This is a genomic window from Pseudomonas sp. RtIB026 (assembly GCF_016861355.2).
In the GTDB taxonomy this organism is placed as follows: Bacteria; Pseudomonadota; Gammaproteobacteria; order Pseudomonadales; family Pseudomonadaceae; genus Aquipseudomonas; species Aquipseudomonas peradeniyensis.
This window is the reverse complement of sequence record NZ_AP023348.2, coordinates 5,098,453-5,121,783: the sequence shown is the minus strand read 5'-3', so window position 1 is coordinate 5,121,783 and position 23,331 is coordinate 5,098,453. Positions and strand designations below refer to the sequence as shown.

Here is a 23,331-nt window from a genome sequence, read left to right as displayed (position 1 = left end):
ACGCTCCATGTTCAGAAGTTACCTGCGTTTGCTGTTGTTCACCTTCGGCCTGCTGGCCGGTCTCCAGGTGCCGGGGCTGGTCAAGGACTACAGCCAGCGCGTCGAGGCGCACTTGCTCGAATCGCGCCAGGCGCTAGACGGCTTCCGCCAGACCGCGCAGCGTTTCTTCAACGGCGACCTGCAGGCGCTGGTGCGGCATTACCGGGGCAGCGACGATCCTGTGTTCAACAGCGATGCCAACAGCATCGAGAGCCTGTTGATTCGCAACCAGTTGCTTGAGCATGAATGGCAGGCCCTGCAAGGCTCGTGGGTGAGCCGCACCTGGCATGTGCTGGTGCAGCCGGAGCCGGCACTGCGCGAGGAAACGCTCAAGGGCTACAGCTATCAGATTCTGCTGGTACCGGAGGCGATCGGCTGGGGGATCGGCAGCGGGTTCGTGCTGGCGTTTGTGGTCGAGAGCCTGTTGCTGGTGATTGGTTGGGTGATTCTTGGCGGGCGGCGCAAGGTGGTGAAGGAAAGCTGGCGCTAGTTTTTCCGGCCCTGCGGCAGCGTTTCTCAGATCAGCACAATCCGCTGCCCGCCCACATCCCGCGCATAGCGCTCCAGCACCTGCCGGCACACGCCCACCACCTCGTCCACCAGCGCCACACCGGTCTGCCAGGCCACCACCAGCTCCAGGCTCGGCGGTGGCTGCAAGCCTTCCAGCAACACCAGCTCGCCACGGCTTAGTTCGCTATCCACCAATGCCGGCGGCAATGCGCCAATACCGAAGCCGTCGCGCAGCAGGCGGGTGATGGCCGCCACCGAGTTCACGCAGTTCAGGCGCGGCGCCTCGGCTCCGGCGGCCTGCAGCAGGCCGAGCACTTCCTGGTGCGGCCGCGAGTTCTTCGAGAAGGTGACGATGCGCTCGCGGGCCAGCTCCGCCAGCGAGGCGTAGGTACGGTGGTGCGGCGAGCCGGCGGCGACGATCCAGCCCATCGGGTAGCGCGCCAGGTCGTGGCTGCGGATCGACTGCTCGCGCAGCAGGTCGGTCTGCAGGATCACGTCGAGAAAACCCTTCTGCAGCTGTTCGCGCAGGTTCAGCGCGGTATCGGCCACCAGCTCGATCTCCACCTGCGGGTAGCGCTCGCCCAGCTCCGCCACCAGGGCGCTCATCCAGGTGTGGATGACCGTGTCCATCACCCCCAGGCGGATGCGCCCGGTCTTGGCCCGGTCGCTGTCCAGCGACTGTTTCATGGCCTTGGCGGTGTCGAGCATGCGTTCGGCGTACTCCAGCACCTTGGCGCCCTCTGGCGTCAGGCTGACCCCGCGGGAGTCGCGCAGCAGCAGTTTCACGCCCAGGTCGGCTTCCAGCGCGGCGATGCGGCTGGACACCGAGGCCTGGGTGGTGAACAGCTTCTCGGCGGTGAGGCGGAAGCTCCTGAGCCGGGCGACCCAGACGAAGGTTTCGAGGAAACGAAGGTTCATGATCAGTTTTTCTTGTTCCAGACCGGCGGTTTTTCTCGTTGGACGCAGGCGACGCGGCCTCTGAACATGAAGCCCAGGCCGCGACGCCCGACGTCGCCCATAGAACAATACCAACAAGCCGAGGCAACCATGAACCCGACCGGCGTGCAGCAGCAGGCCCCCGCCCGAACCTCGAGCGGCCCCTTCGCCTGGTACCGCGACATCGACTCCCAGCAACGACGCACCTTCTGGAGCTGCAAGATCGGCTACGGCCTGGACGGCATGGATACCCAGATGCTGAGCTTCGTCATCCCCACCCTGATCATGCTGTGGGGCATCAGCACCGCCGAGGCCGGGTTGATCCACACCAGCACGTTGATCGCCTCGGCCCTGGGCGGCTGGATCGCCGGCATCCTCTCCGACCGCATCGGGCGAGTGCGCACCCTGCAGCTGACGGTGCTGTGGTTCGCCTTCTTCACCTTCCTCTGCGGCTTCGCCCAGAGTTACGAGCAACTGCTGATCGCCCGCACCCTGATGGGCTTTGGTTTTGGCGGCGAATGGACCGCTGGCGCGGTGCTGATCGGCGAGGTGATCCGTGCCCAGGACCGCGGCAAGGCGGTGGGCATGGTGCAATCGGGCTGGGCCATCGGCTGGGGCCTCACGGCGATCCTCTATGCCCTGCTGTTCTCCTGGCTGCCGGCCGAGCAGGCCTGGCGCGCGCTGTTCCTGCTGGGCCTGCTGCCGGCGATCTTCGTGATCTTCGTCCGGCGCCTGGTCAAGGACCCGGAGATCTACCGTCAGGCCAAGGCCGTGGAACAGGCCGAGGCGCCTGCGCAGTTCTACGAGATCTTCGCCCCCGGCATGCTCTGGACCACGATCCGCGCTTCCTTGCTGACCACCGGTGCCCTGGGCGGCTACTACGCCATCACCTCGTGGCTGCCGACCTTCCTCAAGAACGAGCGCGGTCTGAGCGTGCTGGGCACCGGCGGCTACCTGGCGATGGTCATCGTCGGCTCCTACATCGGCTACGTGGTCAGCGCTTACCTGTGCGACCTGCTGGGGCGCAGGAAGAATTTCATCCTGTTCGCCGTGGGCTCGTTCGTCATCGTCCTGCTCTACACGCAGATGCCGGTCAGCGACGGGGTGATGCTGTGGCTGGGCTTCCCCCTGGGCTTCTTTGCCTCGGGCATCTTCAGTGGCATGGGCTCGTTCCTCACCGAATTGTTCCCGACCCGGATCCGCGGATCGGGGCAAGGCTTCTGCTACAACATCGGCAAGGTGGTCGCCGCCATGTTCCCGCTGCTGATCGGCCTGCTCGGCGAGAAAGTGCCGTTGGGCCTGGGAATTGGCGCCTTTGCCGCGGTGTCCTACGGTGTGGTGATCGTGGCGGCCCTGAGCTTGCCGGAAACCCGCGGCAAAGCACTCCAGGCGCGCTAAGGTAGGCACCATGAACATTGATACGGAGGTCCGCCAGGTGAAACGCCTGCTACTCAATTGCGACATGGGCGAGAGCTTCGGCAACTGGCGCATGGGCCAGGACGCCAAGGTCATGCCATTCATCGACTGCGCCAACATCGCCTGCGGCTACCACGCCGGCGACCCGGGCACCATGCGTCGCACCGTGGCCCTGGCCCTGGAGCACCGGGTGGCCATCGGCGCGCACCCGGCCTACCCGGACCTGATGGGCTTCGGCCGCCGCTCCATGGCATGCAGCAGCGACGAGATACGCGACCTGCTGCACTACCAGATCGGTGCCCTGGACGGCATCTGCCGGGTGCTCGGCGGCCGGGTGGCCTACGTCAAGCCCCACGGCGCGCTGTACAACGACATGATGGCCAACCCGGACATCCTGCGCACCGTGCTCGAAGCGGTGGCGGCGTTCGACAGCGGTCTGCCGCTGATGCTCATGGCCACCGCCGACGACAGCGCCGCCCAGGCCCTGGGCGATGAAGTCGGCGTACCGCTGTGGTTCGAGGCCTTCGCCGACCGTGGCTACACCGCCAGCGGGCACCTGATGTCGCGGCGCCTGCCGAACGCGGTGCACCACGATCCGGCGCTGGTGGTCGAGCAGGCCTTGCGCCTGGCCAAGGGCGAGGCCCTGGTGGCTGACGACGGCAGCGACGTGCGCTTGAACGCCAGCACCCTGTGCGTGCACGGCGACAACGACGGCTCGGTGGCCGCCGTGCGCCAGATCCGCCAGGCCCTGGATGCACTGGAGCAAGCATGACGCCACGTATCGAGGTGGTGGCCATCGACAGCCTGATGGTGCGGCTGTTCGATGCCATCGATGAAGGCAACATGCCGTGGATCCTCGCCGCCAGCCAGCGCTTGCGGGAGGCTTTCGGCCAACAGTTGATCGACCTGGTGCCGTCCTACACCACGCTGATGGTGCAGTTCGACCTGGCGCCGGGCGAGGCGCGCCAGCGTATCCAGCACGCGCTGGAGGGCCTGCGGCCGGATGCCGGCCAGGCCGGGCGTCGGCACGAGATCCCGGTGTGGTACCACGCCAGTGTCGGCCCCGAGCTGCCGGTGCTGGCCGCGCGCGGCGGGATGAGCGAGGCCGAGGTGATCCGCCTGCATTGTGCTCGCGACTACCCGGTGTTCGCCCTGGGTTTCGCGCCGGGCTTCGGCTTCATGGGCCTGGTCGACGAACGCCTGGCCACGCCGCGCCTGAGCACCCCGCGCAAGCGCGTGGCAGCGGGCAGCGTCGGCATCGCCGAACGCCAGACTGCCGCCTATCCCGCCGTGTCGCCGGGCGGCTGGAACCTGATCGGTCGCACGCCGGTGCGCCTGTTCGACCGCGAGCGCGAGGGCTACAGCCTGCTGCAACCTGGCGATCGGGTGCGTTTCGTGGCCGTCGAGCGGGCCGAATTCATCAACCTGGGCGGTGACGACAGCCCGCTGGAGGCCCAGGCATGAGCCAGTTGCGAGTCGAGGCCAGCACCGCGCTGTGTCTGTTGCAGGATGCCGGGCGTTTCGGTGTGCGGCACCTGGGCGTGACCCAGGGTGGCGCGCTGGACTGGGTGGCGATGCGCTGGGCCAACTGGCTGTTGGGCAATGCCCTGGACAGCGCCGTGGTGGAGATCGCGCTTGGCGGCTTCAGCGTGGTTGCCGAGCAGGACTGCGTGCTGGCGCTGGCCGGGGCCGACCTGGATGCGCAGGTCGACGGACAGGCCGTGGCGCCCTGGACCAGTTTCAACCTGGGCAAGGGCCAGCGCCTGACGCTGCGTCAGCCTCGTCAGGGCGTACGTGCTTACCTGGCGGTGCCGGACGGGTTCGTGGGGGAGTCGGTGCTGGGGAGTTGCGCCACCGTGGTACGGGAAGAGCTGGGCGGGGTAGATGGCCAGGGCCGGGCGTTGGTGAAAGGGGAGGTACTGCATGCTGCTGGATCCATCGCGGAAGTAGCCCGCTCCCACGTGCCCGAAACGCTGCGGCCGGTGTATGCCGAGAAACCGGTATTGGACCTGGTGATGGGCGCGCAGATCGGTGACTTCAGCGGCATCAGCCTGTTCGAGGTGTTCAACCGTGACTGGACGCTGGACAGCCGTGCCGACCGCATGGGCATTCGCCTGCTCGGGCCACAACTGGTCTACCAGGGCGCGCCGATGATCTCCGAGGGGATCCCCCTCGGCGCCGTGCAGGTGCCGCCGGATGGACAGCCGATCGTGTTGCTCAATGACCGGCAGACGATCGGTGGATATCCGCGCCTGGGGGCGTTGACGCCGTTGGCGCTGGCGCAGCTGGCGCAGTGCATGCCGGGGAGTGCGGTGCGGTTTCGGGCAGTGGTGCAGGATCTGGCATGGACCGAGCTGAAAGCTTATAGCGAGCGCTGGCGGTAATCGCTGAGTTGACAGCGGCAAGGATTGCTTTCAGGTAACTGGTAGTTTTGTCAGTTGTAGCTCCCTGGGCCTCTTGTCAGCATTTACCAATACCACTCAGGTGTGATCGGAACGGGAGGCAGCCGATGGCTGCGCGATGCAAGATTGAGCTGTTAGCTGTCGACAGGTCCCGCTCGATAATGGCTGGCCAGCCAGCAGCTAGGCAGCCTGCATACAGTGCGTACGGCTACTGCGCAGATGCCGGGGAGGCAGCTTTTCTTGCGTTCAATGGAGAGTATTGGGACGTAGATACCGAGGGTTACCTGCTGGGTAACGGGTACCGTTTGTACAGCCCTTCCTTGTTGCGTTTTTCATCTGCGGATGAGATGAGTCCATTCGGCAAGGGGGGGATCAATGCTTATGCCTATTGTGGTGGGGATCCGATAAATAACGTCGACCCCTCCGGCCGAGGGCTTTTGCCGGTGAAGTGGGCTCATGCAATCAATTCAAAGGCGCAAAGAACCCTTTTTAATGCGGGGACGTTAACTCCGTTCAGAAATCTGGGTATGGCTGAAACTGTTGATCCGTACCGACTGAAGGGGAGCTTCAAACGAGGTAATGTAGGGGCAGTAGTCGAGCAGGTGGGTATAGGTTATTTTCATAACTTACTGGATAAATTTCCGGGACAGACAAAAAATGTCCTCATTCACCTTACTGAAACTGCACTTGATTTGGTAGTGAGAGGCAATGCTGCTGTTAAATCTGGAAAGCCAATCAATCTCAAGAAACAAGGGCCTTATGGCATCGCAGCTGAGGATGCAAAGGTCCTGGCTTCGCTAGCTAATCAACTCAAGGATTCGTCTCAGAGGGCAGGGCATGTGTCGCTGGAGGAGAGCACGGTCAACGACCTGAACCCTGGGGAAAAAGTCCAGGCCGTACTTGAGCTGAGACTGGAGTCTCTTAGGGCGGGAAAGGATATTATTGCCAACGACTGGTATGCCAGTGAGTTCAACAGTTTAATGAGGCGAGCAGGGCCTTGAGCTTTTAAGTTAGAAAGGGGGTGCTACCACTTCCAGTGGCTAGCGCAGCGCCCCCTTACTTGGACAGGTAACGCATCCCGTCCTCCAACCCCTGCAAGGTCAGCGGAAACATCCTGTCCTCGATCAGGTCCCGCACCAGATGGGTCGAAGCGGTGTATTCCCAGGCCTGCTTCGGATACGGGTTGATCCAGATGATCTTCCTGAACTTCTCCATGAAGCGCTGCATCCACACATACCCGGCCTCTTCGTTCCAGTGCTCGACGCTGCCACCCGGCTGGGTGATCTCGTAGGGCGCCATGGCCGCGTCGCCGACGAACACCACCTTGTAGTCGTCACCGTACTTGTGCAGCAGGTCGAAGGTGGAGAAGCGCTCGGAAGTCCGGCGCAGGTTGTTCTTCCACACCGACTCGTAGATGAAGTTGTGGAAGTAGTAGTACTCCAGGTGCTTGAACTCGGTCTTGCAGGCCGAGAACAGTTCCTCGCAGACCTTCACGTGGGCGTCCATCGAACCGCCGATGTCGAACAGCAACAGCAGCTTGACCGTGTTGCGTCGCTCGGGGCGCATCTGGATGTTCAGCAGGCCTGCGTCACGGGCGGTGTGGTCGATGGTGCCGTCGATATCCAGCTCCTCGGCGGCGCCTTCGCGGGCGAACTTGCGCAGGCGGCGCAGGGCCAGCTTGATGTTGCGCGTGCCCAGCTCGACCTGGTCGTCGAGGTTCTTGTACTCGCGCTGGTCCCACACCTTCACCGCCTTGCCCTGACGCTTGCCGGCCTCGCCGACGCGGATGCCCTCGGGGTTGAAGCCGCCGGAGCCGAACGGGCTGGTGCCGCCGGTGCCGATCCACTTGTTGCCCCCGGCGTGGCGCTCCTTCTGCTCCTCAAGGCGTTTCTTGAACTCCTCGATCAGCTTGTCCAGGCCGCCCAGGGACTGGATCTGCGCCCGTTCCTCGTCAGTCAGCGAGCGCTCGAACTCCTTGCGCAGCCAGTCGTCGGGAATCAGGGCCTCGATATGCCGGTCGAGGTTTTCCAAGCCCTTGAAGTAGGCGGCGAATGCGCGGTCGAACTTGTCGAAATGGCGCTCGTCCTTCACCAGGATGGCCCGGGCCAAGTAGTAGAAGGCGTCCATGTCGGCGAACACCACGCCCTTCTGCAGGGCATGGTGCAGGTCGAGCAGCTCGCGCACCGACACCGGTACCTTGGCCGCGCGCATTTCATTGAACAGGTTGAGCAGCATGGCCCGGCTCCTGTCAGCGGTTGCCGCGCCGGCTCATGAAGGCCAGGCGCTCGAGCAGTTGCACGTCCTGCTCGTTCTTGACCAGGGCACCGGCCAGCGGCGGGATGGCCTTGGTCGGGTCGCGTTCGCGCAGCACGGCCTCACCGATGTTGTCGGCCATCAGCAGCTTGAGCCAGTCGACCAGCTCGGAGGTGGACGGTTTTTTCTTCAGGCCCGGGACCTTGCGCACGTCGAAGAACACGTCCAGTGCCTCGCTGACCAGCGACTGGCTGATATTCGGGTAGTGCACGTCGACGATCTGCTGCAGGGTGGCGCGGTCGGGGAAGGCGATGTAGTGGAAGAAGCAGCGGCGCAGGAAGGCGTCGGGCAGTTCCTTCTCGTTGTTGGAAGTGATGATGATGATCGGGCGTTGCTTGGCCTTGATGGTCTCGTCGATCTCGTAGACGTAGAACTCCATCTTGTCGAGTTCCTGCAACAGGTCGTTGGGGAACTCGATGTCGGCCTTGTCGATTTCGTCGATCAGCAGGATCACCCGCTCGTCGGCCTCGAAGGCCTCCCACAGCTTGCCCTTCTTCAGGTAGTTGCGCACGTCGTGGACCTTGTCCACGCCCAGCTGCGAGTCGCGCAGGCGGCTGACCGCGTCGTACTCGTACAGGCCCTGGTGAGCCTTGGTGGTGGACTTGATATGCCAGGTGATCAGGCGGGCGCCGAAGGAGGCGGCGAGCTGCTCGGCGAGCATGGTCTTGCCGGTGCCCGGCTCGCCCTTGACCAGCAGCGGGCGCTCCAGGGTGATGGCCGCGTTGACCGCCAGCTTCAGGTCGTCTGTGGCGACGTAGTCGCGGGTGCCTTCGAACTTCATGAACCGATCCTCTGGGTGGCTGGGCCCGACTCATCGCGGGGCAAGCCCGCTCCCACAGGATTTGAGCGCAACCTGTGGGAGCGGGCTTGTCCCGCGATGAGGGCGGTGCAGCCAACGCATGTTTATTGATGTGTCAGCGACTATAACCCCGCACCCGTCGCCTGCAAACGCAGACCGGGTATTCAGTCCCTGAGTGATGGTCCACAATTCGACTACTGAATTTTGCTACAGTGCACGCCGCCCAAGGGTTCCAGGGCAGTGGGCGTTGGGGCACGTACAGCCAAATCTCACCATCAGCCCCGAGCACGCGCCGGGGACACGTGCACCATTGGAGACAGCATGTCCTACGTCACCCGCCGCGACTGTCGCTACTTCTATCGTCGGCGGTTCCCCGCTGATGTCGCTGCCATTGTGGGCAGAGCGGAGTTCCGCAAGGCGCTGGGTACTGCCGACCGCAAGGAGGCACTACAGCTTGCCCGTATGGTATCGGTGGAGTTCGACCGGACCTGCGCCGAAGCCCTGGCGGGGAGCGCCTGCGGTGGCGGTACAGGGGCGACGCAGGCGCAGGGTGAACCTGCCCCAAGGGTCACGGCAGAGCGCATTCTAGAGCGCCTACGGGGCGTTGTAGACGTTGCTACCCGGTCGGCTATCGAAGCCCTGGAACCGAGCCAACGGCAGGCCCCGACCTGGGCGGCAGAGATGGTGTGGCGCAAGGCCGCGCTCCAGGCAATTGCAGAGGGGAAACACCCCGGCGCTGCTGACTACAATCCTGCCGAAGCTTTGGCCGCACTGCGCGCCCTTGAGAGCCTGGAGAGGGGAGAGGTGCCGAGCCTGAGCCAACCCCCCAGCGCACCAGAGAGGCCCGCGAACGCGGCCCCTGGCGCCCCCGCTAGCAGCCCGGATACGCGTACAGCTGGGGAGTTCGCCGGGGCCCTGGACGGGTATTGTTCCAGGGTCAGTGAAGGCCGTGCAGGCATCGTGCGCTCGCTGGCGGCAAAGGTGCTGCGCTGGCCATCCACGCAGGATGAACAGGTACAACGGATCATGCAGTTTGCGGAGGAGCGACTGAGCGCGGGTGGCAAGGCGAGTAGCGTGCACAACCAAGCCGCTGGGCTCATCACTGTGCTGCGGGAGCTGCCGGGCTGGGAACGCGTTGCCCTGCCGCGTAACGGCGCTGTAGCTCGTGCCGTTCGCCAAGGTGGCCAGCTCCAAGCCGACGCTAGGGACTCGATGCCATTGGCGGTAGTGAGTGATGTACTGCAAGCCTTCGATGCGCGCGGCGATGCCGTGGATGCCGCCGCCGCCCGGTTACTCGTGCGCTACGGCTTGCGACCGCTGGAGTTGTTGCAGGAAGGTCCCGAGGCGCTGGTCATCCGGGAAGACATTCTGCACAACAAAGAGCTGGTGTTTCACGCTGGCTTGTCCGGTGCCAAGAACAGCGCCAGTCGGCGGAGCCTGCCGGTGCATGCCGATGACGCGGAGTTGTTCCGGTTGGTACTGGGCGACCGAGGCGCGGCGGATGCGAAGCGCGCTAGGGCTAGGGTCAAACGACTAGGGGACGCGATGCGAATTGCCCTGCGCGGCAGGTCCGGCAAGCTCTCGCTCTACAGTCTTCGACACACTTGCGCGGACCTGCTCCGGGCTGCTGGCGCTACGCCGGACGAGGTGGGTGGAGTCCTCGGGCATACGGCCAAGGGCAGCAAGGCGACCAGCATATACGGCGGCAAGGCACCGCTACACCGGCCTAGGGCATTGCTGGCACAAGTCCGCGAGCTGCTGGAGCATGGCGCCGAACTCGAAAGCCCTGCGGCCTAAATTTGTTGTGGTTGCGCGAGGGGAGGGTCTGACCCGAGCGCGTCCAGAATCCCCCATGGGGCTTTCGCAGCCGGGTGGGGAGTGGCCCGAGCGGGGAATGCAACGGGCCCTGCTCAATACTACTTGCGCAGACGGTCGTAGTCGTCGTCCCCAATGACGGGCGCATTCGGTCCCTGCTCTTTGAGCAAGCTGATAGCGTGCTCGCAATCCGTTAGGTTTTGGTAGCTCTCAGAGCTAACGGCAATGGTCTTGGAGTTCTTTGCGACAAACTTCCAACGCCATTCCTTTGCAGCATCCTTGTATATCTTGAAGTACGCAACGTCGGCCATCGGTGACTCTCCATTTGCGATTAGGAGTGCTGACGCTAGCAATTGGCCATGGCTCCTGTCTACTGTCGCCAGTCATGGAAGGGCATTTAACAAACCCTTGTCACCGATCATAACAATCCATTGACGAACGACAATGGTATGTTAATACTGATTCCAAGCCCCCCAGCAAGGAGTCACCAGCATGCATGTCGTCGCCTACTACCGCGTGTCCACTGAGAAGCAAGGGCGCTCCGGTCTGGGCCTGGAGGCACAACGAGAGTACGTCCAGGCTGCTGCCGAGAGTGAGGGGTGGGAAGTGATCGCCAGCTTCGAGGATCACGCCAGCGGCACTATCAGCCCTGCCGACCGGGAGCAGTGCGCCAAGGCGCTGGAGCTGTGCAGGCGGACAGGCGCCGTGTTGGTGGTGGCTAAGCTGGACCGCCTGAGCCGCGATGTTGCAGATATTGCGGGGCTGATGAAGGTGGCCGATTTCAAGGTGGCGACGATGCCTCAGGCGGATAAGTTCCAGTTGCATATCTATGCCGCCCTGGCGGAGCAGGAACGCACGTTCATCAGCCAGCGCACTAAGGCAGCTCTGGCGTCTCTCAAAGCGCGTGCCGATGGAGGGGACGCTGATGCCCAGGCCAAGGTAGAACGCCGCTCTATGGGGCGCGTAGCGGGCCAGATGGCGGGGCAAGCCGCTGCTGTAGATGCGGTTAAGGCAAAGGCTGATCGCTGGGCCGAGAGCATGGCCTCCCACGTCAAAGCTGGGATGTTCGATGGCTGCCGCACATTGGCAGCCATGGCCGCTTGGCTGAATGCCAAGGGGCATCGCACTGCCCGTGGGGCTGAGTTCAATCCGATGCAGGTTAAGCGCCTGGTCGAGCGCCTGGGGATTGCCTTCCCGTGAGCTGGTGCCGTCCTGCACTCTCGGCCTGATCCGCGCGGGCCTCGCGCCTGGCGGCCTCTCCTGGCCCTTCCTGGACCACCTGCCGCCAGCCCTTGCGCCATGGGCCTTTGGCTATTCCTGGGGATCGTTCCCGGAAACTGTCACATTCTCAGAAGACAGATAGGCACACGCCAACCCTATCGACCGGTGTTGTACGTTACACCTACGTGTTTGTGAGGCCCGCCGCCCCAGCAGGTCTCACACTTTTACCCTGTATCGAACTTCGTCGTTGTCCGCCCGGCCATGCAACGGCCAGGGCATACGAGCCCACCTTTGGCGATTTCTGAGATACCGAACGGGGCTCGTTGTCTTCTTGGATAGGTTCGATAGCAACACCCTGCACACCGCGCCGCTCTTGGCGTTTCCCTTTTTGAATAACGCGACCAGCATCCTGTTAAGGAGGATTCACCGTGTCCGATCTGTATAAGCGGCGAGGCCGCAAGCCCTTGGCCGCTGCCCGTATCGTCGAGGTTATGCGCCGTTTGGCAACCCAAAATGCACCGGTTACCACCGCTGTGCTGCGCAAGCATCTGCCCGACCTTCCAGCGTCAAGTCTGCTCCGTGCTGTGCAGTGGCTGCGCGATGAGGCTGGTCTGTTCGTCCGAAACATCAATGGCACCAACGTGCGCGAGTACCTACTTGGCACGCAGCACAGAACCTGGGCGATCAACCTATCGCCTGAGCAAGTGCGGCAGTCCGCTCGTGTCGAAACGACCCTACTCATCGTGCTCCAAGATGCCGAGCGGAGTAAGTCCTGATGGCCCGTAGAAAGAAGATTGACCTCGACAGGCTGGGTCTTGAGCTGCTCGCCGAGACGATTGAAGGCACCAAGAAACGATACGCAGATGCGAAGGCAGAAGGTTACCCAGTGGACGCTGCCACGATTTCGGCGAGTGTGTCGTTGTTAAAGCTGATCGAGGCGACAAAGGCGGCTCGGGAGATTGATACCGCCGCAGAGTTGGAGCGCCTTCGCGAACAGTTCAAACGTCCGCCAGCCAGCCAACCCGTTGGCCCTGCATTAGCAATCCAGCATGAACCAGCCAGCCGCGCAGCACTTCTTGCTGAATATGGCTTGGCCGATCCCGATTCCCCAACCTGATACACGCCGATGCGACGGAGGGCTACTGCCTGAAACCTTCGGCACGATATGCGAGGACCGTATGACCACCGCACGAATCCCGGCGCGCTTTGCTGCCGCCATTGAAACGACTCACCTGCTGTATGCCGTGCACGCCCTGTTGCCGCTCAAAAGCCAACGCCAGGTAGCCGCAGAGCTGGGCATTAGCCGCCGCCGTGTTGCGGTGCTGGCGCAGTTGCCCGCACCGCTGGATATGAGCGCCACTGCCGACCCAACCGCTTTCTGGACTTCGCAAGAGGTAGCCCCGACCATGAAACGTACCGATGCTGTAGACGCTATCCTGGCCCTGGCCACCCGCCCCGAGGGCGTCCGATACCATGAGTACGCAGACATCCTAACGGCGCTGTTTGGCGTAGCTGCTGACGGCTCGTTGAGCATGCAGGAGCCCGAGCACCGTAGCCTGCGTGCCGACGTGAAGCGCAAGGCCAAGGGCCGTGGGCAAACTGCCCTGTTCGTGCCTGCCTGGATTGCTGCCCATGATCCACGAGGCAGCCACCGCGCCATGCTGGACGCTGCTCAATCTGTCTTTGAAGCCATTGAGCATGCCGCCTTGGCGTTTGCTCAGAGCTTCCCAGGCGTGCCGCACCAGTCGGTTATGCATGAACTACGTTGTATGGCGATTCCCGGTTTCAGCAATGAGCCCCTCGGCCAGCGCCTGGACCGTACCGCCGCCATCGTGAACCACCTCGCGAGCCATCCCATTACTATAGTGCAGCAAATGGCCCGCCCAGTATCCATGCGGGTTCCAGGGGGGGCAGTACCCGAAGTGGCCCAAGATGATTCCGAACTGGCCCACCTCTGCATCTGATTAATAAACGACCAGCTCACTAAGGCCGCCACAGGCCCATATAGCGCGTTTCAGCGCACCCACCAGCAAACCTACCCACCGCCTAGCCGATGAGCCAAGGACGCTCAGGCGCAGCCGTGGGCGCGATTCAAGGAGAACACCATGACCACCCGCTATACCCGGATTGTGAAGGAAGATCCCACCGCCAGTATGACCCTCGACCACAAGGCTTTGGCCGTCGTCCTGAGCATGATGACCCGCGACAAGGTGCGCGGCATGTCGCTGACTAAACGCCTGACCTGGGTGGCCCACGTTCAGCGCAACGGTGTGCTGTATCAAAAGGAGTTCCCGTTCGGGGAGAGGGCTCAGGCGATTGCCTGGCTGCTTTGCACACGCGCCCAGCTCCAGCTTGAGGGCAACGATATCAACCAGCGCGGCAGGTGGAAGCGCTCGCCAGCGGTGGCCGCATGATCCACCAACTGATCCAAATGATCCAATCGGTGCAGCACACGCCCAATGCGGAGGTAGCCAGTACCGAAGTACAGGCCAGGCGGCAAGGTGGCCTGACCGAAGCCGACTTGGCGAGCCTGTCGATGTCGGCCTACCAGTTGAGGCAAGCCCGCGAAGCTGCGCTGGCCAGCGCGCAGTCGGCCCAAGCCCGTGCATCTGTCGAACAGTACACCCTTGAGGTTGGAGCAGGCAGCAACGCCGCAAGCACTCGCCGCCAGCACCCAGGCTCCTCGCTCGGCATCAATACCTGACTGCCTGCACCCAATCCAAATCCAGACCTAATACACGAACCCGCACCGGAGAGAACACAATGAGCAAACCCAACAATCAAGTCATCAATGCAACCGTATCGTCGCGCACCCAAGCCTTGCTTGGCGCCCTCCGAACCGCCATTACCCTGGACCGTATCGACGTGCCGGATTTGGCCGCGCCCGCTGTCCCCAGCAACTATGCTGACGTGAAGGCCGGGCTCAGTAGTATGGCTGAACACTTCATCGACCCGGCCCGAGCCGAAGGCAAACGTACTGGCGCGGATGACGTGGCAAGGGAGTTGGGCGCTGTGCTCGCACAGGCTGCGCGTTCCGGCATGCCGCTGGCTGACCTACCCGCCGCTCTGGACTATGACGCCGCGATGCAGCAATACCGGGGGCAGCAGGCCCACTACCTTCGATCCAGCGACGAACACGCTGCCCGCCAGGCTGAGGCGGTCCAGGCCTGGCTGGCTGACCTTCTGGCTGTGCTGAGCGTTCGTGGTGTGCTGGGCGATGACGTGGTGCAGGATGCCGCTGGCGCCGGTAACAAGACCATGGCCGCAACCGCGCTGGACCTCGTGGCCCGCGAGAAACTGAACACCGCTGGTGCCGCCGACCTGCCTGTCATGGCCGCCGGTCGTGGCCTGATGGTACTTCTTGCCGCTGGCGTTGATCCCGCTGAACTGGTGCTGACCGACCTGGAAGTACTGGTGGCGCTGGCGGGGATCGAGATCATCCCGGCCACCTTGCCCGGTGCTGGCCTGTCCGCTGCGGACCTTTCGTTCCGTGCCGGTACGTCGCTGGTGAAGGTGAGCACCCGTGGTGCCGTCCTCTATCGTGAGGCCGAAACCCAAGGTGGCCGTGTCGTTCTGCCACACAGTGTCCTGGTGGCGGTGAGCCCGGATGCCATGGAGCAGTTGCAGGCGGAGGTAGGCGAGCGTCTGGCTCGCACACCGCATCGCTTCCAAGAGGCCGCCGTGGGCAATAGCTCCCTGGACCGTAGCCGCCGCGTAGTACATGGCGGTGGCCTGAATGCCTTTGCAGCTAGCATCGGCTGATTGCTCAGCGGGTGTAGGACTTCTCGAAGGTATCCAAGTCGAGTGCGATACCTTCCTCTACCAGACCATTGAGCATATCCGCGTAGGCCTGCATTCGTGGTTGATCACCGAGCCGGGAAGCAATGCGGATATTCTTGAGCAAGTTCTCGGTGACTACATGGCGTGGGAAGGTGCGCAGCGTGAACATGCAGTTGCGCGCCTCCCGCTCGATATCCGCCAGCCTTGCAGGTGGTAAGTAGCTCCCGGTCGGTGTCTTGTTCCGGTTCACTTCCTCTAGCAGATTCGCCAATTTGGTCATTGCGCGTCCTGCTTTAAACGATGCTATCCAGCCCATTCGCCACCTCGCCAAATTCCCGTGCGGGAAGTATTGGCGAGAAGTCTGGGTCTGTCATAGCTTACCGCCACCAATGCTTGGTAGGGTTTGCGTTCACGTGGGGCACACGCTTCGGCCCCATGCCCACAGCATGCGTTTCGGTAAGCCTGGAAGCCCCGTATTTAAAGGCTTTGTGCAAAATTCACTTGTTAGTCCCTGAATGGTCCGTCACCCCCGGTAACAGAGCGGGCTTTACGCCCCACCCCGGCAGGCTTACCCTTTTAGGTCCACCTGCCAGCCCTGCATTCAAGGACCCCTGCCATGAGCCGTATCTACGCCGACAACGCACATTCCATCGGCAACACGCCGCTGGTGCAGATCAACCGCATCGCCCCGCGCGGAGTGACCATCCTGGCCAAGATCGAGGGGCGCAACCCGGGTTATTCGGTGAAGTGCCGGATCGGCGCGAGCATGATCTGGGACGCCGAGGACAGCGGTAAGCTCAAGCCAGGCATGACCATCGTCGAGCCCACCTCGGGCAACACCGGCATCGGCCTGGCCTTCGTTGCCGCCGCCCGTGGCTACCGCTTGGTGCTGACCATGCCGGACTCGATGAGCCTGGAGCGGCGCAAGGTGTTAAAGGCTCTGGGCGCCGAGCTGGTGCTGACGGACAAGGCCAAGGGCATGAAGGGGGCCATCGAGAAGGCTAACGAAATCGTTGCTTCCGACCCTGCCAAACACTTTCTGCCGGGCCAGTTCGACAACCCGGCCAACCCGGCCATTCATGAGAAGACCACCGGCCCGGAAATCTGGAACGACACTGATGGCGCGGTTGACGTGCTGGTGGCCGGGGTCGGCACCGGCGGCACCATCACCGGGGTGTCGCGCTACATCAAGCACACCCAGGGCAAGCCGATCCTGTCGGTGGCTGTGGAGCCGGTGAACTCGCCGCTGATCAGCCAGACCCTGGCCGGTGAGGAACTCAAGCCCAGCCCGCACAAGATCCAGGGCATCGGTGCCGGTTTCGTGCCGAAGAACCTCGACCTGTCGATCGTCGACCAGGTCGAGACCGTCACCGAGGACGAGTCCAAGGCCATGGCCATCCGCCTGATGCAGGAGGAGGGCATCCTCTGCGGCATTTCCTGTGGCGCGGCGATGGCGGCGGCGGTGCGCCTGGCCGAGAAACCGGAGATGCAGGGCAAGACCATCGTGGTGATCCTGCCGGACTCGGGCGAGCGCTACCTGTCGAGCATGCTGTTCAGCGACATGTTCACCGAGCAGGAGAACCAGCAGTAAGTCTGGGGCTGCTGCGCAGCCCATCGCGGCACAAGGCCGCTCCTACAAGGACGCGATTGCCTGTAGGAGCGGCCTTGTGCCGCGAATGGGGCCCGGGATATACGGGCCACCGCTGATCCGGCGCAATGTCGGTCTCTCCCGTTTATTGCACAATCCTTGACACTGCGATCCGGCACCGGTTGTTTTTACCCGGCCCGGATGGGTTTATGATGTCCGGCTATCTGGGGATGGCCAGATTTCCCCTCCAAGGAGTGTTGCATGACCTTTTCCTTCGTCGCCAAGGCAGGTGTCCTGCTGGTGTTCTTCGCCAGCGTGCTGTTCGTGCACCTGCGCGGCAAGGCACGCCTGCCGGTGTTGCGCCAGTTCGTCAACCATTCGGCGCTGTTCGCCCCCTACAACAGCCTGATGTACCTGTTCTCCGGCGTGCCTTCCAAGCCCTACCTGGACCGCCAGCGCTTCCCCGAGCTGGACGTGCTCAAGGACAACTGGGAAGTGATCCGCGAAGAGGCCATGCGCCTGTTCGACGAGGGTTACATCCGTGCTGCCGAGAAAGACAACGACGCCGGCTTCGGTTCGTTCTTCAAGAAAGGCTGGAAGCGTTTCTACCTGAAGTGGTACGACAAGCCGCTGCCTTCGGCCGAGGCGCTGTGCCCGAAGACTGTCGAACTGGTCAGCAGCATCCCCAACGTCAAGGGCGCGATGTTTGCCTTGCTGCCCGGTGGCAGCCACCTGAACCCGCACCGTGACCCGTTCGCCGGCTCCCTGCGTTACCACCTGGGCCTGTCCACGCCGAACTCGGACAACTGCCGCATCTACGTCGATGGCCAACCCTACGCCTGGCGTGACGGCGAGGACGTGATGTTCGACGAGACCTTCGTGCACTGGGTCAAGAATGAGACCGAGGTCACCCGCGTGATCCTGTTCTGCGACGTCGAGCGCCCGCTCAACAGCCCGCTGATGACCCGCATCAACCGCAAGGTCAGCGCCTTCCTCGGCCGCGCCACTGCGCCGCAGAACACCGATGACGAGCGCGTCGGCGGGATCAACCAGGCCTACGCCTGGAGCAAGCGCTTCAGCAATGTCATCAGCACCCGGGTCAAGCAGTTCAAGCGCGCCAACCCCAAGGCCTACCGCGTGCTGCGGCCGGTGCTGGCGGTTGTCGTCGCCTATGCGCTGTACCGCTGGCTGTTCTGATCGGGGCAGGCATCTTCCCGGGCAGGTCCGGCCTTTTCGCGGGTACACCCGCTCCCACAGGTACTCCATGGCAGCTAATCCAGCGAGATACTTGTGGGAGCGGGTTTACCCGCGAAGAATCCACCGCTATAGTCCAGTCCATTCACTTTCCAGAAGACCTGTTCATGCCCGCCATCCCTTCCACCACCGCTTACGTTCTCGCGCCTGTCGCGGGCGTGGTCGTGCGTGGCAGCCAGCAGCCGGCCATGATCAGTCACTACCCACCACCTGTCAGTGGCGTCGTAGGCGGCGTAGCTCCGCCTCCTTGCGCAGTCGTGGTGCTGGGCTGATCGGCCGCAGGCCGCTCCCCACCGCACTCGCAACCTACTGAACACGGTCGGCTATCCCCGCAAGACGCGATAGGCCCTCCGTACGGCTCATTTGCCCGTATACAGGTGGCAATACATGTCTGTTTTCAACAAAGCATCCGTGGCCTCGGCGGCCACCACCAGCCTGTTCGTCCTGCTGTGGAGCAGCGGGGCGATCGTTTCCAAGCTCGGCCTGGCCCAGGCCAGTCCCTTCGCCTTCCTGCTGCTGCGCTCGGCCCTGGCGCTTTTCGGTCTGTTGTTGATCGGACCGCTGCTCGGCTTGCGCTGGCCACGTACCCGGGGCGGCATTGTTCGCGCTTTGGGGACCGGCTGCGTGTTGCTGGGCGCCTACCAGATCTTCTACCTGCTGGCACTCAATACCCATGTCACCCCCGGCGTCATGGCCACGGTCATGGGCGTGCAACCGATCCTTACCGTGGTGCTGATGGAGCGCCAACGCTCCTGGAGCCGGCTGTTCGGCCTGGGCCTGGGGCTTGGCGGCCTGGTGATGGTGGTCTACCAGGGCATCAACCTTGGCGGGGTATCCCTGACGGGCATGCTGTTCGCCCTGCTGGCGTTGGCCAGCATGACCTTCGGCTCGATCCTGCAGAAGCGCATCACCGACAACCCGATGGGCACCTTGCCGCTGCAGTACCTGGCCGGTTTTGCCCTGTGCGCGCTGTTCGCGCCGTTCCAGCCGCTGCAGGTCGAGTGGAACGCCAGCTTCGTCGGCGCGCTGCTGTGGATGGGGCTAGTGGTTTCGCTGCTGGCCACGCTGCTGCTGTACCGGCTGATCGCCCGTGGCAACCTGGTCAATGTCACCAGCCTGTTCTACCTGGTGCCGGCGGTGACGGCGGTGATGGACTTCGCCATTTTCGGTAACCGCCTGGCGCCGCTCAGCCTGCTGGGAATGGGGTTGATCGTGGTCGGGTTGCTGTTCGTGTTCCGCAAGCCGGCGTTGCGCGCGGCCGAGGCCTGAGTAAAGAAATGCTGGGAGCGGGGCAAGCCCGCTCCCACATCACGACCGTGCAGGGCGCAGCACCAGCCAGAGCGCCGCGGCGATCAGCAGGCCGCCGTACAGGTGCGCCATCGACAGCGGCTCATCCAGCAGCCACGCCCCCCACAGTACGCCGAACACCGGGATCAGGAAGGTCACGGTGCTGGCCTTGACCGGCCCGATTTCGTTCAGCAGGCGGAAGTACAAGATGTAGGCGAACGCCGTGCACAGTAGCCCCAGGCCCAAGAGCGACAGCCATACCTGCCAGCCGCCCCAGCTGGCAGGCGGCTGGGTCAGCGCGCTCCAGGCGAACAGCGGGCTCAGCAGCAGGGTGGCGCCGAGCATGCTGCCCAGGGCAGACAGACGGCTGTCCAGCGTTCCCACCCAGCGCCGCGCGAGGAAACCCGCGAAACCGTAGCAGGTGGTCGCCGCCAGGCACGCCAGGGCGCCTTGTACCAGGGCCATGTCCAGCGCCACCGGGCCGGCGCCGCTGAGGATGCCTACGCCGAACAGGCCGAGGAAGATCCCGCAGAGCTTGGGCAGGGTCATCGCCTCGCGGAAGAACAAGGTGCCGATCAGCACGCCCATCAGTGGCGTGGTGGCGTTGAAGATCGCCGAGTAGCCCGCCGGCAGCACCTGCGCCGCCACGGAATAGAACGTGGCCGGAATGCCGGAGTTGATCATGCCCAGCACCAGGCAGGCACCCAGCTTGCCCTCGAAATTCCAGCGCACCCGGGCGGCGGCGAGGATGGCGATCAGCCCCAGGCAGGCGATCGACACGCGGAAAAAGGCGGTCGGCACGGTGCCGAGCTCGGGAGCGATGATGCGCATGAACAGGAAGCTGGCACCCCAGACGGCGGCAAGGGTCAACAGACGGGCAAGGGCGATGGGGCTCACGGGTGGTCTCCGGCGGTGGGGCAGGGGCGCGAGTGTACGTCAGTGGGCAAGCGGGATTCTTGTGCTTTCTTGCTGTGTAAGCCTTATCGCGGGGCAAGCCCGCTCCCACGTGTGGAACACTGGCGGCGTGGGAGCGGGCTTGCACCGCGATAAGGTCCACACTGCCTGCGAGCCGCTTACGGACGACTAAGCTATCTAACTCAACTTGCCATGAGATCCCGCGCATGACCCAACCCTGGCCCGCCGCCGACATCGCCCGGATGATCCTCGATGGCTTCGACGACTACCGCGAGCATTTTCGCCGCATCACCCTCGGTGCCCGCGAGCGTTTCGAGCAGGCGCGCTGGCAGGACATCCAGCGTGCCGCGGCGGCGCGGATCAACCTCTATGAAGAGAAGGTCGCCGAGGTCAACGGCTGGCTGCGCCAAGGCTTCGAGACCTCCCAACTGCTGGACGTCGAGCAGTGGCCATTGGTGAAGAACGCCTACATCCGCCTGATCGACCCGCGGCTGGACGATGAGCTGTCCGAGACCTGGTACAACTCGCTGTTCTGCAGCCTGTTCAGCCATGACCAGATCAGCGACGGCTGCATGTTCATCCACACCACTCGCCCGTCCATGCGCGGCCACGAGCGCGCGGCGCAGACCCGCACCTATGCGCTGGACGGTGGACTGAAGGGGCTGTTGCGGGCAATCTTCGCCGATTACCGCTTCAACGTGCCCTACGGGGACCTGGAGGGCGACCTGTCGCGGTTGCAGGACCAGCTGCGTGAATGCCTGCCCGACTGGGTGTGCAAGGACCCGGCGCTGGCAGTGGAGCTGTTCACCCCGGTGCTCTACCGCAACAAGGGCGCCTACCTGGTCGGGCGCCTGTACACCCCCGACGAGCAGTGGCCGCTGGTGATCCCGCTGCTGCACCGCGAAGGCCATGGCATCGAGGCCGATACGCTGATCACCGATGAGGCGGAGGTGTCGATCATCTTCTCCTTCACCCGTTCGTACTTCATGGTCGATGTGCCGGTGCCGGCGGAGTTCGTCAACTTCCTCAAGCGCATCCTGCCGGGCAAGCACATCGCCGAGCTGTACACCTCGATCGGCTTCTACAAACACGGCAAGTCGGAGTTCTACCGCGCACTGATCAACCACCTGGCCAACAGCGACGACCGCTTCATCATGGCGCCGGGGGTGCGCGGGATGGTGATGAGCGTGTTCACCCTGCCGGGCTTCAACACGGTCTTCAAGATCATCAAGGACCGTTTCTCGCCGTCCAAGACTGTTGATCGCGCCACGGTGATTGAGAAATATCGCCTGGTGAAGAGCGTGGATCGCGTCGGACGCATGGCCGACACCCAGGAGTTCGCCGATTTTCGCTTCCCCCGCGCCAAGTTCGACCCCGACTGCCTTGCCGAGCTGCTGGAAGTGGCGCCCTCCACCGTGGCGCTGGAGGGGGACACGGTACTCATTCGTCACTGCTGGACCGAGCGACGCATGACCCCGCTCAATCTCTACCTTGAACAGGCCAGCGAAGCCCAGGTGCTGGAAGCGCTGGAGGACTACGGGCTGGCGATCAAGCAGCTGGCGGCGGCCAACATCTTCCCCGGTGACATGCTGCTGAAGAACTTCGGCGTTACTCGCCATGGCCGGGTGGTGTTCTACGATTACGACGAGATCAGCTACCTCACCGAGGTCAACTTCCGCCATATCCCGCCGCCGCGCTACCCCGAGGACGAGATGTCGGGCGAACCGTGGTACTCGATCGGGCCGCACGACGTGTTCCCCGAGGAGTTTCCACCGTTCCTGTTCGCCGATATCGGCCAGCGCCGCTTGTTCAGCCGACTGCATGGCGAGTTGTATGACGCCGATTACTGGAAAGGGCTGCAGGAGGCGATCCGCGCGGGGAAGGTGATCGATGTTTTTCCGTATCGGCGCAAGGGGCGCTGAATGGCGCCCAAACATGTAACCCTGTAGGAGCGGCCTTGTGCCGCGAAAGGGCCGCAACGCGGCCCCGGCATTTTCGCTGCGAAGCTGAAATCCTGGGGCTGCTTTGCAGCCCTTTCGCGGCACAAGGCCGCTCCTACATGGGGGGTATGGCTTGAGCAGCCCAGCTAACTTCAACCTCTCAGGCACTTGAGCTCACTGAAATCCGCCCGCACCTTGCCCAGGCGCTGCTGCAGGAACTGCTTCTGCGCAAGGCTGCTTTGCTTCATCAAGTCGACCAGCAGGCTGCGCGCCTGCTGTTCACTGTTCTCATAGGCCTGGCGGTACTCCGCCGTCCACAAACTTTCCTTGCGCTGCAGCAGTTGCGCCAGGCGCGGTTCGAAGCCGGGCGTGGCGCGCTGGTCCATTGCCAGCACCAGCTGCTGCTGCCAGTGCGCGCGATTGGCGATCGACTGGCGGTTCTGGTCGCCCAGGGCCTGGGACCAGCTCATCACCCGCAAGCGTTGCTGGGCGCTGAGTTCACCCAGCCAGGGTTCCAGGCGCTTCTGCATGCGTGCGGCGCGTTGTTCGATCTGTTTGGGCAGCGGGGTTTCGTCATAGGTTTTGCGGCGCTTGTCGATGTCGGCGCGAAACGCCAGGCGCATCTCGGCGACCTGGGTGTCGCTCATCCCGCGCAGCAGTTCGGTGGCCGAGGGGGTGATCGCCGTGGCCACCCGGCCGATGGCCTGGCGGGCTTCGAGGGTGCGTTGCTCCAGGGCCTGGTCGGTGACTGCGTCTTCGGCCACCATCAGCCGCACCCGGTCGAGCCAGTCGAGGTAGCCGGGCAGCTGCGTCTTGCAGTGCCAGGCCAGTTGTTCTCTGAGCCGTTCGTCGAGCAGCTGTTTCTGCTCGCGGTTCATGTCCAGGTAGTCGTCCAGCGACCAGGGCACCAGGCGGTCAAGGTTGCGGTAGGCCAGGTCGATGCGGCTGCAGGCCACAAGGGCCAGGGCGAAGCCAATGACGAGCAGCAGGGTTTGGGGCAGGCGTCGGGGCATGAGCGAATCCTTGCACAGGCTGGCCAGGCGGTGGACGCAAGGTGGGCCCGAGGGTTCCGGCGCATGCGCGCTCGGGCGGACGGGCGGGTCAAGTGTTAGAATA

General features: G+C 63.6%; 25 protein-coding genes. 18 read left to right on the top strand and 7 right to left on the bottom strand.

What is annotated here, in order from left to right; genetic code table 11:
* Positions 1 to 7: 7 nt before the first annotated feature.
* Positions 8 to 529: a DUF2937 family protein gene (locus PRtIB026_RS22820; RefSeq protein ID WP_062574848.1), complete on the top strand. Its 522-nt coding sequence runs from the start codon at positions 8 to 10 to the stop codon at positions 527 to 529.
* A gap of 26 nt (positions 530 to 555) precedes the next feature.
* Here the strand turns inward: PRtIB026_RS22820 and PRtIB026_RS22815 are convergent, their stop codons facing one another.
* Entirely contained in the window at positions 556 to 1,467 is a 912-nt protein-coding gene (locus PRtIB026_RS22815) for a LysR family transcriptional regulator (RefSeq protein ID WP_203651337.1), read from the bottom strand.
* A gap of 129 nt (positions 1,468 to 1,596) precedes the next feature.
* Here PRtIB026_RS22815 and PRtIB026_RS22810 point away from each other — a divergent pair, with 129 nt between their 5' ends.
* The 5 genes from PRtIB026_RS22810 to PRtIB026_RS22790 all read left to right on the top strand — a co-directional run bounded on the left by PRtIB026_RS22810 (position 1,597) and on the right by PRtIB026_RS22790 (position 6,304).
* Positions 1,597 to 2,883 carry an MFS transporter gene (locus PRtIB026_RS22810; protein WP_203651339.1) on the top strand — a complete coding sequence of 429 codons (1,287 nt, stop codon included), beginning with the start codon at positions 1,597 to 1,599 and terminating at the stop codon, positions 2,881 to 2,883.
* 10 nt (positions 2,884 to 2,893) lie between these two features.
* Positions 2,894 to 3,673 (top strand): 5-oxoprolinase subunit PxpA, encoded by a 780-nt coding sequence (locus PRtIB026_RS22805; RefSeq protein ID WP_198745408.1) that lies wholly within the window; start codon positions 2,894 to 2,896, stop codon positions 3,671 to 3,673.
* Positions 3,670 to 4,365, top strand: a complete 696-nt coding sequence (pxpB, locus tag PRtIB026_RS22800) for a 5-oxoprolinase subunit PxpB (RefSeq protein ID WP_203651345.1) — start codon at positions 3,670 to 3,672, stop codon at positions 4,363 to 4,365. The genes PRtIB026_RS22805 and pxpB overlap by 4 nt, the downstream gene beginning before the upstream one ends.
* Positions 4,362 to 5,285 carry a biotin-dependent carboxyltransferase family protein gene (locus tag PRtIB026_RS22795; RefSeq protein WP_203651347.1) on the top strand — a complete coding sequence of 308 codons (924 nt, stop codon included), beginning with the start codon at positions 4,362 to 4,364 and terminating at the stop codon, positions 5,283 to 5,285. The genes pxpB and PRtIB026_RS22795 overlap by 4 nt, the downstream gene beginning before the upstream one ends.
* Before the next feature lie 179 nt (positions 5,286 to 5,464).
* Entirely contained in the window at positions 5,465 to 6,304 is an 840-nt protein-coding gene (locus PRtIB026_RS22790) for an RHS repeat-associated core domain-containing protein (protein ID WP_267813025.1), read from the top strand.
* Between the two features lie 55 nt (positions 6,305 to 6,359).
* Here PRtIB026_RS22790 and PRtIB026_RS22785 read toward each other — a convergent pair whose 3' ends face one another.
* Both PRtIB026_RS22785 and PRtIB026_RS22780 read right to left on the bottom strand, forming a co-directional pair.
* Positions 6,360 to 7,538: a vWA domain-containing protein gene (locus PRtIB026_RS22785; protein WP_050706827.1), complete on the bottom strand. Its 1,179-nt coding sequence runs from the start codon at positions 7,536 to 7,538 to the stop codon at positions 6,360 to 6,362.
* Between the two features lie 13 nt (positions 7,539 to 7,551).
* A complete protein-coding gene (locus PRtIB026_RS22780; RefSeq protein ID WP_011535085.1) occupies positions 7,552 to 8,397 on the bottom strand; it encodes an AAA family ATPase in 846 nt (281 codons plus the stop codon).
* A 339-nt stretch (positions 8,398 to 8,736) separates the two neighbouring features.
* Here PRtIB026_RS22780 and PRtIB026_RS22775 point away from each other — a divergent pair, with 339 nt between their 5' ends.
* Positions 8,737 to 10,212 carry a DUF6538 domain-containing protein gene (locus PRtIB026_RS22775; RefSeq protein ID WP_069016999.1) on the top strand — a complete coding sequence of 492 codons (1,476 nt, stop codon included), beginning with the start codon at positions 8,737 to 8,739 and terminating at the stop codon, positions 10,210 to 10,212.
* 119 nt (positions 10,213 to 10,331) lie between these two features.
* On the opposite strand, the gene PRtIB026_RS22770 is transcribed toward PRtIB026_RS22775, so the two are convergent.
* Positions 10,332 to 10,541 (bottom strand): YegP family protein, encoded by a 210-nt coding sequence (locus PRtIB026_RS22770; RefSeq protein ID WP_203651350.1) that lies wholly within the window; start codon positions 10,539 to 10,541, stop codon positions 10,332 to 10,334.
* A 181-nt stretch (positions 10,542 to 10,722) separates the two neighbouring features.
* On the opposite strand from PRtIB026_RS22770, the gene PRtIB026_RS22765 reads away from it, so the two are divergent.
* The 7 genes from PRtIB026_RS22765 (at position 10,723) to PRtIB026_RS22735 (ending at position 15,213) form a co-directional block, all read left to right on the top strand.
* Positions 10,723 to 11,430, top strand: a complete 708-nt coding sequence (locus PRtIB026_RS22765; protein ID WP_203651353.1) for a recombinase family protein — start codon at positions 10,723 to 10,725, stop codon at positions 11,428 to 11,430.
* A gap of 449 nt (positions 11,431 to 11,879) precedes the next feature.
* On the top strand, positions 11,880 to 12,227 hold the full coding sequence (locus tag PRtIB026_RS22760; RefSeq protein ID WP_203651355.1) for a hypothetical protein: 348 nt from the start codon (positions 11,880 to 11,882) through the stop codon (positions 12,225 to 12,227).
* On the top strand, positions 12,227 to 12,568 hold the full coding sequence (locus tag PRtIB026_RS22755) for a hypothetical protein (RefSeq protein ID WP_203651358.1): 342 nt from the start codon (positions 12,227 to 12,229) through the stop codon (positions 12,566 to 12,568). Before PRtIB026_RS22760 ends, PRtIB026_RS22755 begins: the two co-directional genes overlap by 1 nt.
* 61 nt (positions 12,569 to 12,629) lie before the next feature.
* On the top strand, positions 12,630 to 13,415 hold the full coding sequence (locus PRtIB026_RS22750; protein WP_069016990.1) for a hypothetical protein: 786 nt from the start codon (positions 12,630 to 12,632) through the stop codon (positions 13,413 to 13,415).
* Between the two features lie 141 nt (positions 13,416 to 13,556).
* Positions 13,557 to 13,865, top strand: a complete 309-nt coding sequence (locus PRtIB026_RS22745; protein ID WP_069016986.1) for a hypothetical protein — start codon at positions 13,557 to 13,559, stop codon at positions 13,863 to 13,865.
* Complete coding sequence (locus PRtIB026_RS22740) at positions 13,862 to 14,155, top strand: hypothetical protein (RefSeq protein WP_069016984.1); 294 nt, start codon at positions 13,862 to 13,864, stop codon at positions 14,153 to 14,155. Before PRtIB026_RS22745 ends, PRtIB026_RS22740 begins: the two co-directional genes overlap by 4 nt.
* A gap of 59 nt (positions 14,156 to 14,214) precedes the next feature.
* Entirely contained in the window at positions 14,215 to 15,213 is a 999-nt protein-coding gene (locus tag PRtIB026_RS22735; RefSeq protein ID WP_069016980.1) for a hypothetical protein, read from the top strand.
* A 4-nt stretch (positions 15,214 to 15,217) separates the two neighbouring features.
* Here PRtIB026_RS22735 and PRtIB026_RS22730 read toward each other — a convergent pair whose 3' ends face one another.
* The gene (locus PRtIB026_RS22730) at positions 15,218 to 15,511 is read right to left on the bottom strand and encodes a hypothetical protein (RefSeq protein WP_203651362.1); all 294 of its coding nucleotides are present in this window, start codon (positions 15,509 to 15,511) and stop codon (positions 15,218 to 15,220) included.
* Positions 15,512 to 15,847: 336 nt separating this feature from the next.
* Here PRtIB026_RS22730 and cysK point away from each other — a divergent pair, with 336 nt between their 5' ends.
* From cysK to PRtIB026_RS22715, 3 genes are all read left to right on the top strand, one after another.
* Positions 15,848 to 16,822: a cysteine synthase A gene (gene cysK / locus PRtIB026_RS22725; RefSeq protein ID WP_203651363.1), complete on the top strand. Its 975-nt coding sequence runs from the start codon at positions 15,848 to 15,850 to the stop codon at positions 16,820 to 16,822.
* Between the two features lie 258 nt (positions 16,823 to 17,080).
* Positions 17,081 to 18,016, top strand: a complete 936-nt coding sequence (locus PRtIB026_RS22720) for an aspartyl/asparaginyl beta-hydroxylase domain-containing protein (protein WP_203651369.1) — start codon at positions 17,081 to 17,083, stop codon at positions 18,014 to 18,016.
* Between the two features lie 444 nt (positions 18,017 to 18,460).
* Positions 18,461 to 19,342 (top strand): DMT family transporter, encoded by an 882-nt coding sequence (locus PRtIB026_RS22715; protein WP_203651370.1) that lies wholly within the window; start codon positions 18,461 to 18,463, stop codon positions 19,340 to 19,342.
* Between the two features lie 39 nt (positions 19,343 to 19,381).
* Here PRtIB026_RS22715 and PRtIB026_RS22710 read toward each other — a convergent pair whose 3' ends face one another.
* Positions 19,382 to 20,257: a DMT family transporter gene (locus PRtIB026_RS22710; protein WP_110739181.1), complete on the bottom strand. Its 876-nt coding sequence runs from the start codon at positions 20,255 to 20,257 to the stop codon at positions 19,382 to 19,384.
* A 224-nt stretch (positions 20,258 to 20,481) separates the two neighbouring features.
* On the opposite strand from PRtIB026_RS22710, the gene aceK reads away from it, so the two are divergent.
* Positions 20,482 to 22,197 carry a bifunctional isocitrate dehydrogenase kinase/phosphatase gene (gene aceK / locus PRtIB026_RS22705; RefSeq protein ID WP_203651371.1) on the top strand — a complete coding sequence of 572 codons (1,716 nt, stop codon included), beginning with the start codon at positions 20,482 to 20,484 and terminating at the stop codon, positions 22,195 to 22,197.
* Positions 22,198 to 22,367: 170 nt separating this feature from the next.
* On the opposite strand, the gene PRtIB026_RS22700 is transcribed toward aceK, so the two are convergent.
* The gene (locus PRtIB026_RS22700; protein WP_203651372.1) at positions 22,368 to 23,228 is read right to left on the bottom strand and encodes a DUF6279 family lipoprotein; all 861 of its coding nucleotides are present in this window, start codon (positions 23,226 to 23,228) and stop codon (positions 22,368 to 22,370) included.
* Between the last annotated feature and the right edge of the window lie 103 nt (positions 23,229 to 23,331).

Bases quoted from the DNA above. Each gene is read 5' to 3' on its own strand.
- PRtIB026_RS22820 (WP_062574848.1), top strand. From the start codon at position 8: ATGTTCAGAAGTTACCTGCGTTTGCTGTTGTTCACCTTCGGCCTGCTG.
- PRtIB026_RS22815 (WP_203651337.1), bottom strand. From the start codon at position 1,467: ATGAACCTTCGTTTCCTCGAAACCTTCGTCTGGGTCGCCCGGCTCAGG.
- PRtIB026_RS22810 (WP_203651339.1), top strand. From the start codon at position 1,597: ATGAACCCGACCGGCGTGCAGCAGCAGGCCCCCGCCCGAACCTCGAGC.
- PRtIB026_RS22805 (WP_198745408.1), top strand. From the start codon at position 2,894: ATGAACATTGATACGGAGGTCCGCCAGGTGAAACGCCTGCTACTCAAT.
- pxpB (WP_203651345.1), top strand. From the start codon at position 3,670: ATGACGCCACGTATCGAGGTGGTGGCCATCGACAGCCTGATGGTGCGG.
- PRtIB026_RS22795 (WP_203651347.1), top strand. From the start codon at position 4,362: ATGAGCCAGTTGCGAGTCGAGGCCAGCACCGCGCTGTGTCTGTTGCAG.
- PRtIB026_RS22790 (WP_267813025.1), top strand. From the start codon at position 5,465: ATGGCTGGCCAGCCAGCAGCTAGGCAGCCTGCATACAGTGCGTACGGC.
- PRtIB026_RS22785 (WP_050706827.1), bottom strand. From the start codon at position 7,538: ATGCTGCTCAACCTGTTCAATGAAATGCGCGCGGCCAAGGTACCGGTG.
- PRtIB026_RS22780 (WP_011535085.1), bottom strand. From the start codon at position 8,397: ATGAAGTTCGAAGGCACCCGCGACTACGTCGCCACAGACGACCTGAAG.
- PRtIB026_RS22775 (WP_069016999.1), top strand. From the start codon at position 8,737: ATGTCCTACGTCACCCGCCGCGACTGTCGCTACTTCTATCGTCGGCGG.
- PRtIB026_RS22770 (WP_203651350.1), bottom strand. From the start codon at position 10,541: ATGGCCGACGTTGCGTACTTCAAGATATACAAGGATGCTGCAAAGGAA.
- PRtIB026_RS22765 (WP_203651353.1), top strand. From the start codon at position 10,723: ATGCATGTCGTCGCCTACTACCGCGTGTCCACTGAGAAGCAAGGGCGC.
- PRtIB026_RS22755 (WP_203651358.1), top strand. From the start codon at position 12,227: ATGGCCCGTAGAAAGAAGATTGACCTCGACAGGCTGGGTCTTGAGCTG.
- PRtIB026_RS22750 (WP_069016990.1), top strand. From the start codon at position 12,630: ATGACCACCGCACGAATCCCGGCGCGCTTTGCTGCCGCCATTGAAACG.
- PRtIB026_RS22745 (WP_069016986.1), top strand. From the start codon at position 13,557: ATGACCACCCGCTATACCCGGATTGTGAAGGAAGATCCCACCGCCAGT.
- PRtIB026_RS22740 (WP_069016984.1), top strand. From the start codon at position 13,862: ATGATCCACCAACTGATCCAAATGATCCAATCGGTGCAGCACACGCCC.
- PRtIB026_RS22735 (WP_069016980.1), top strand. From the start codon at position 14,215: ATGAGCAAACCCAACAATCAAGTCATCAATGCAACCGTATCGTCGCGC.
- PRtIB026_RS22730 (WP_203651362.1), bottom strand. From the start codon at position 15,511: ATGACCAAATTGGCGAATCTGCTAGAGGAAGTGAACCGGAACAAGACA.
- cysK (WP_203651363.1), top strand. From the start codon at position 15,848: ATGAGCCGTATCTACGCCGACAACGCACATTCCATCGGCAACACGCCG.
- PRtIB026_RS22720 (WP_203651369.1), top strand. From the start codon at position 17,081: ATGACCTTTTCCTTCGTCGCCAAGGCAGGTGTCCTGCTGGTGTTCTTC.
- PRtIB026_RS22715 (WP_203651370.1), top strand. From the start codon at position 18,461: ATGTCTGTTTTCAACAAAGCATCCGTGGCCTCGGCGGCCACCACCAGC.
- aceK (WP_203651371.1), top strand. From the start codon at position 20,482: ATGACCCAACCCTGGCCCGCCGCCGACATCGCCCGGATGATCCTCGAT.
- PRtIB026_RS22700 (WP_203651372.1), bottom strand. From the start codon at position 23,228: ATGCCCCGACGCCTGCCCCAAACCCTGCTGCTCGTCATTGGCTTCGCC.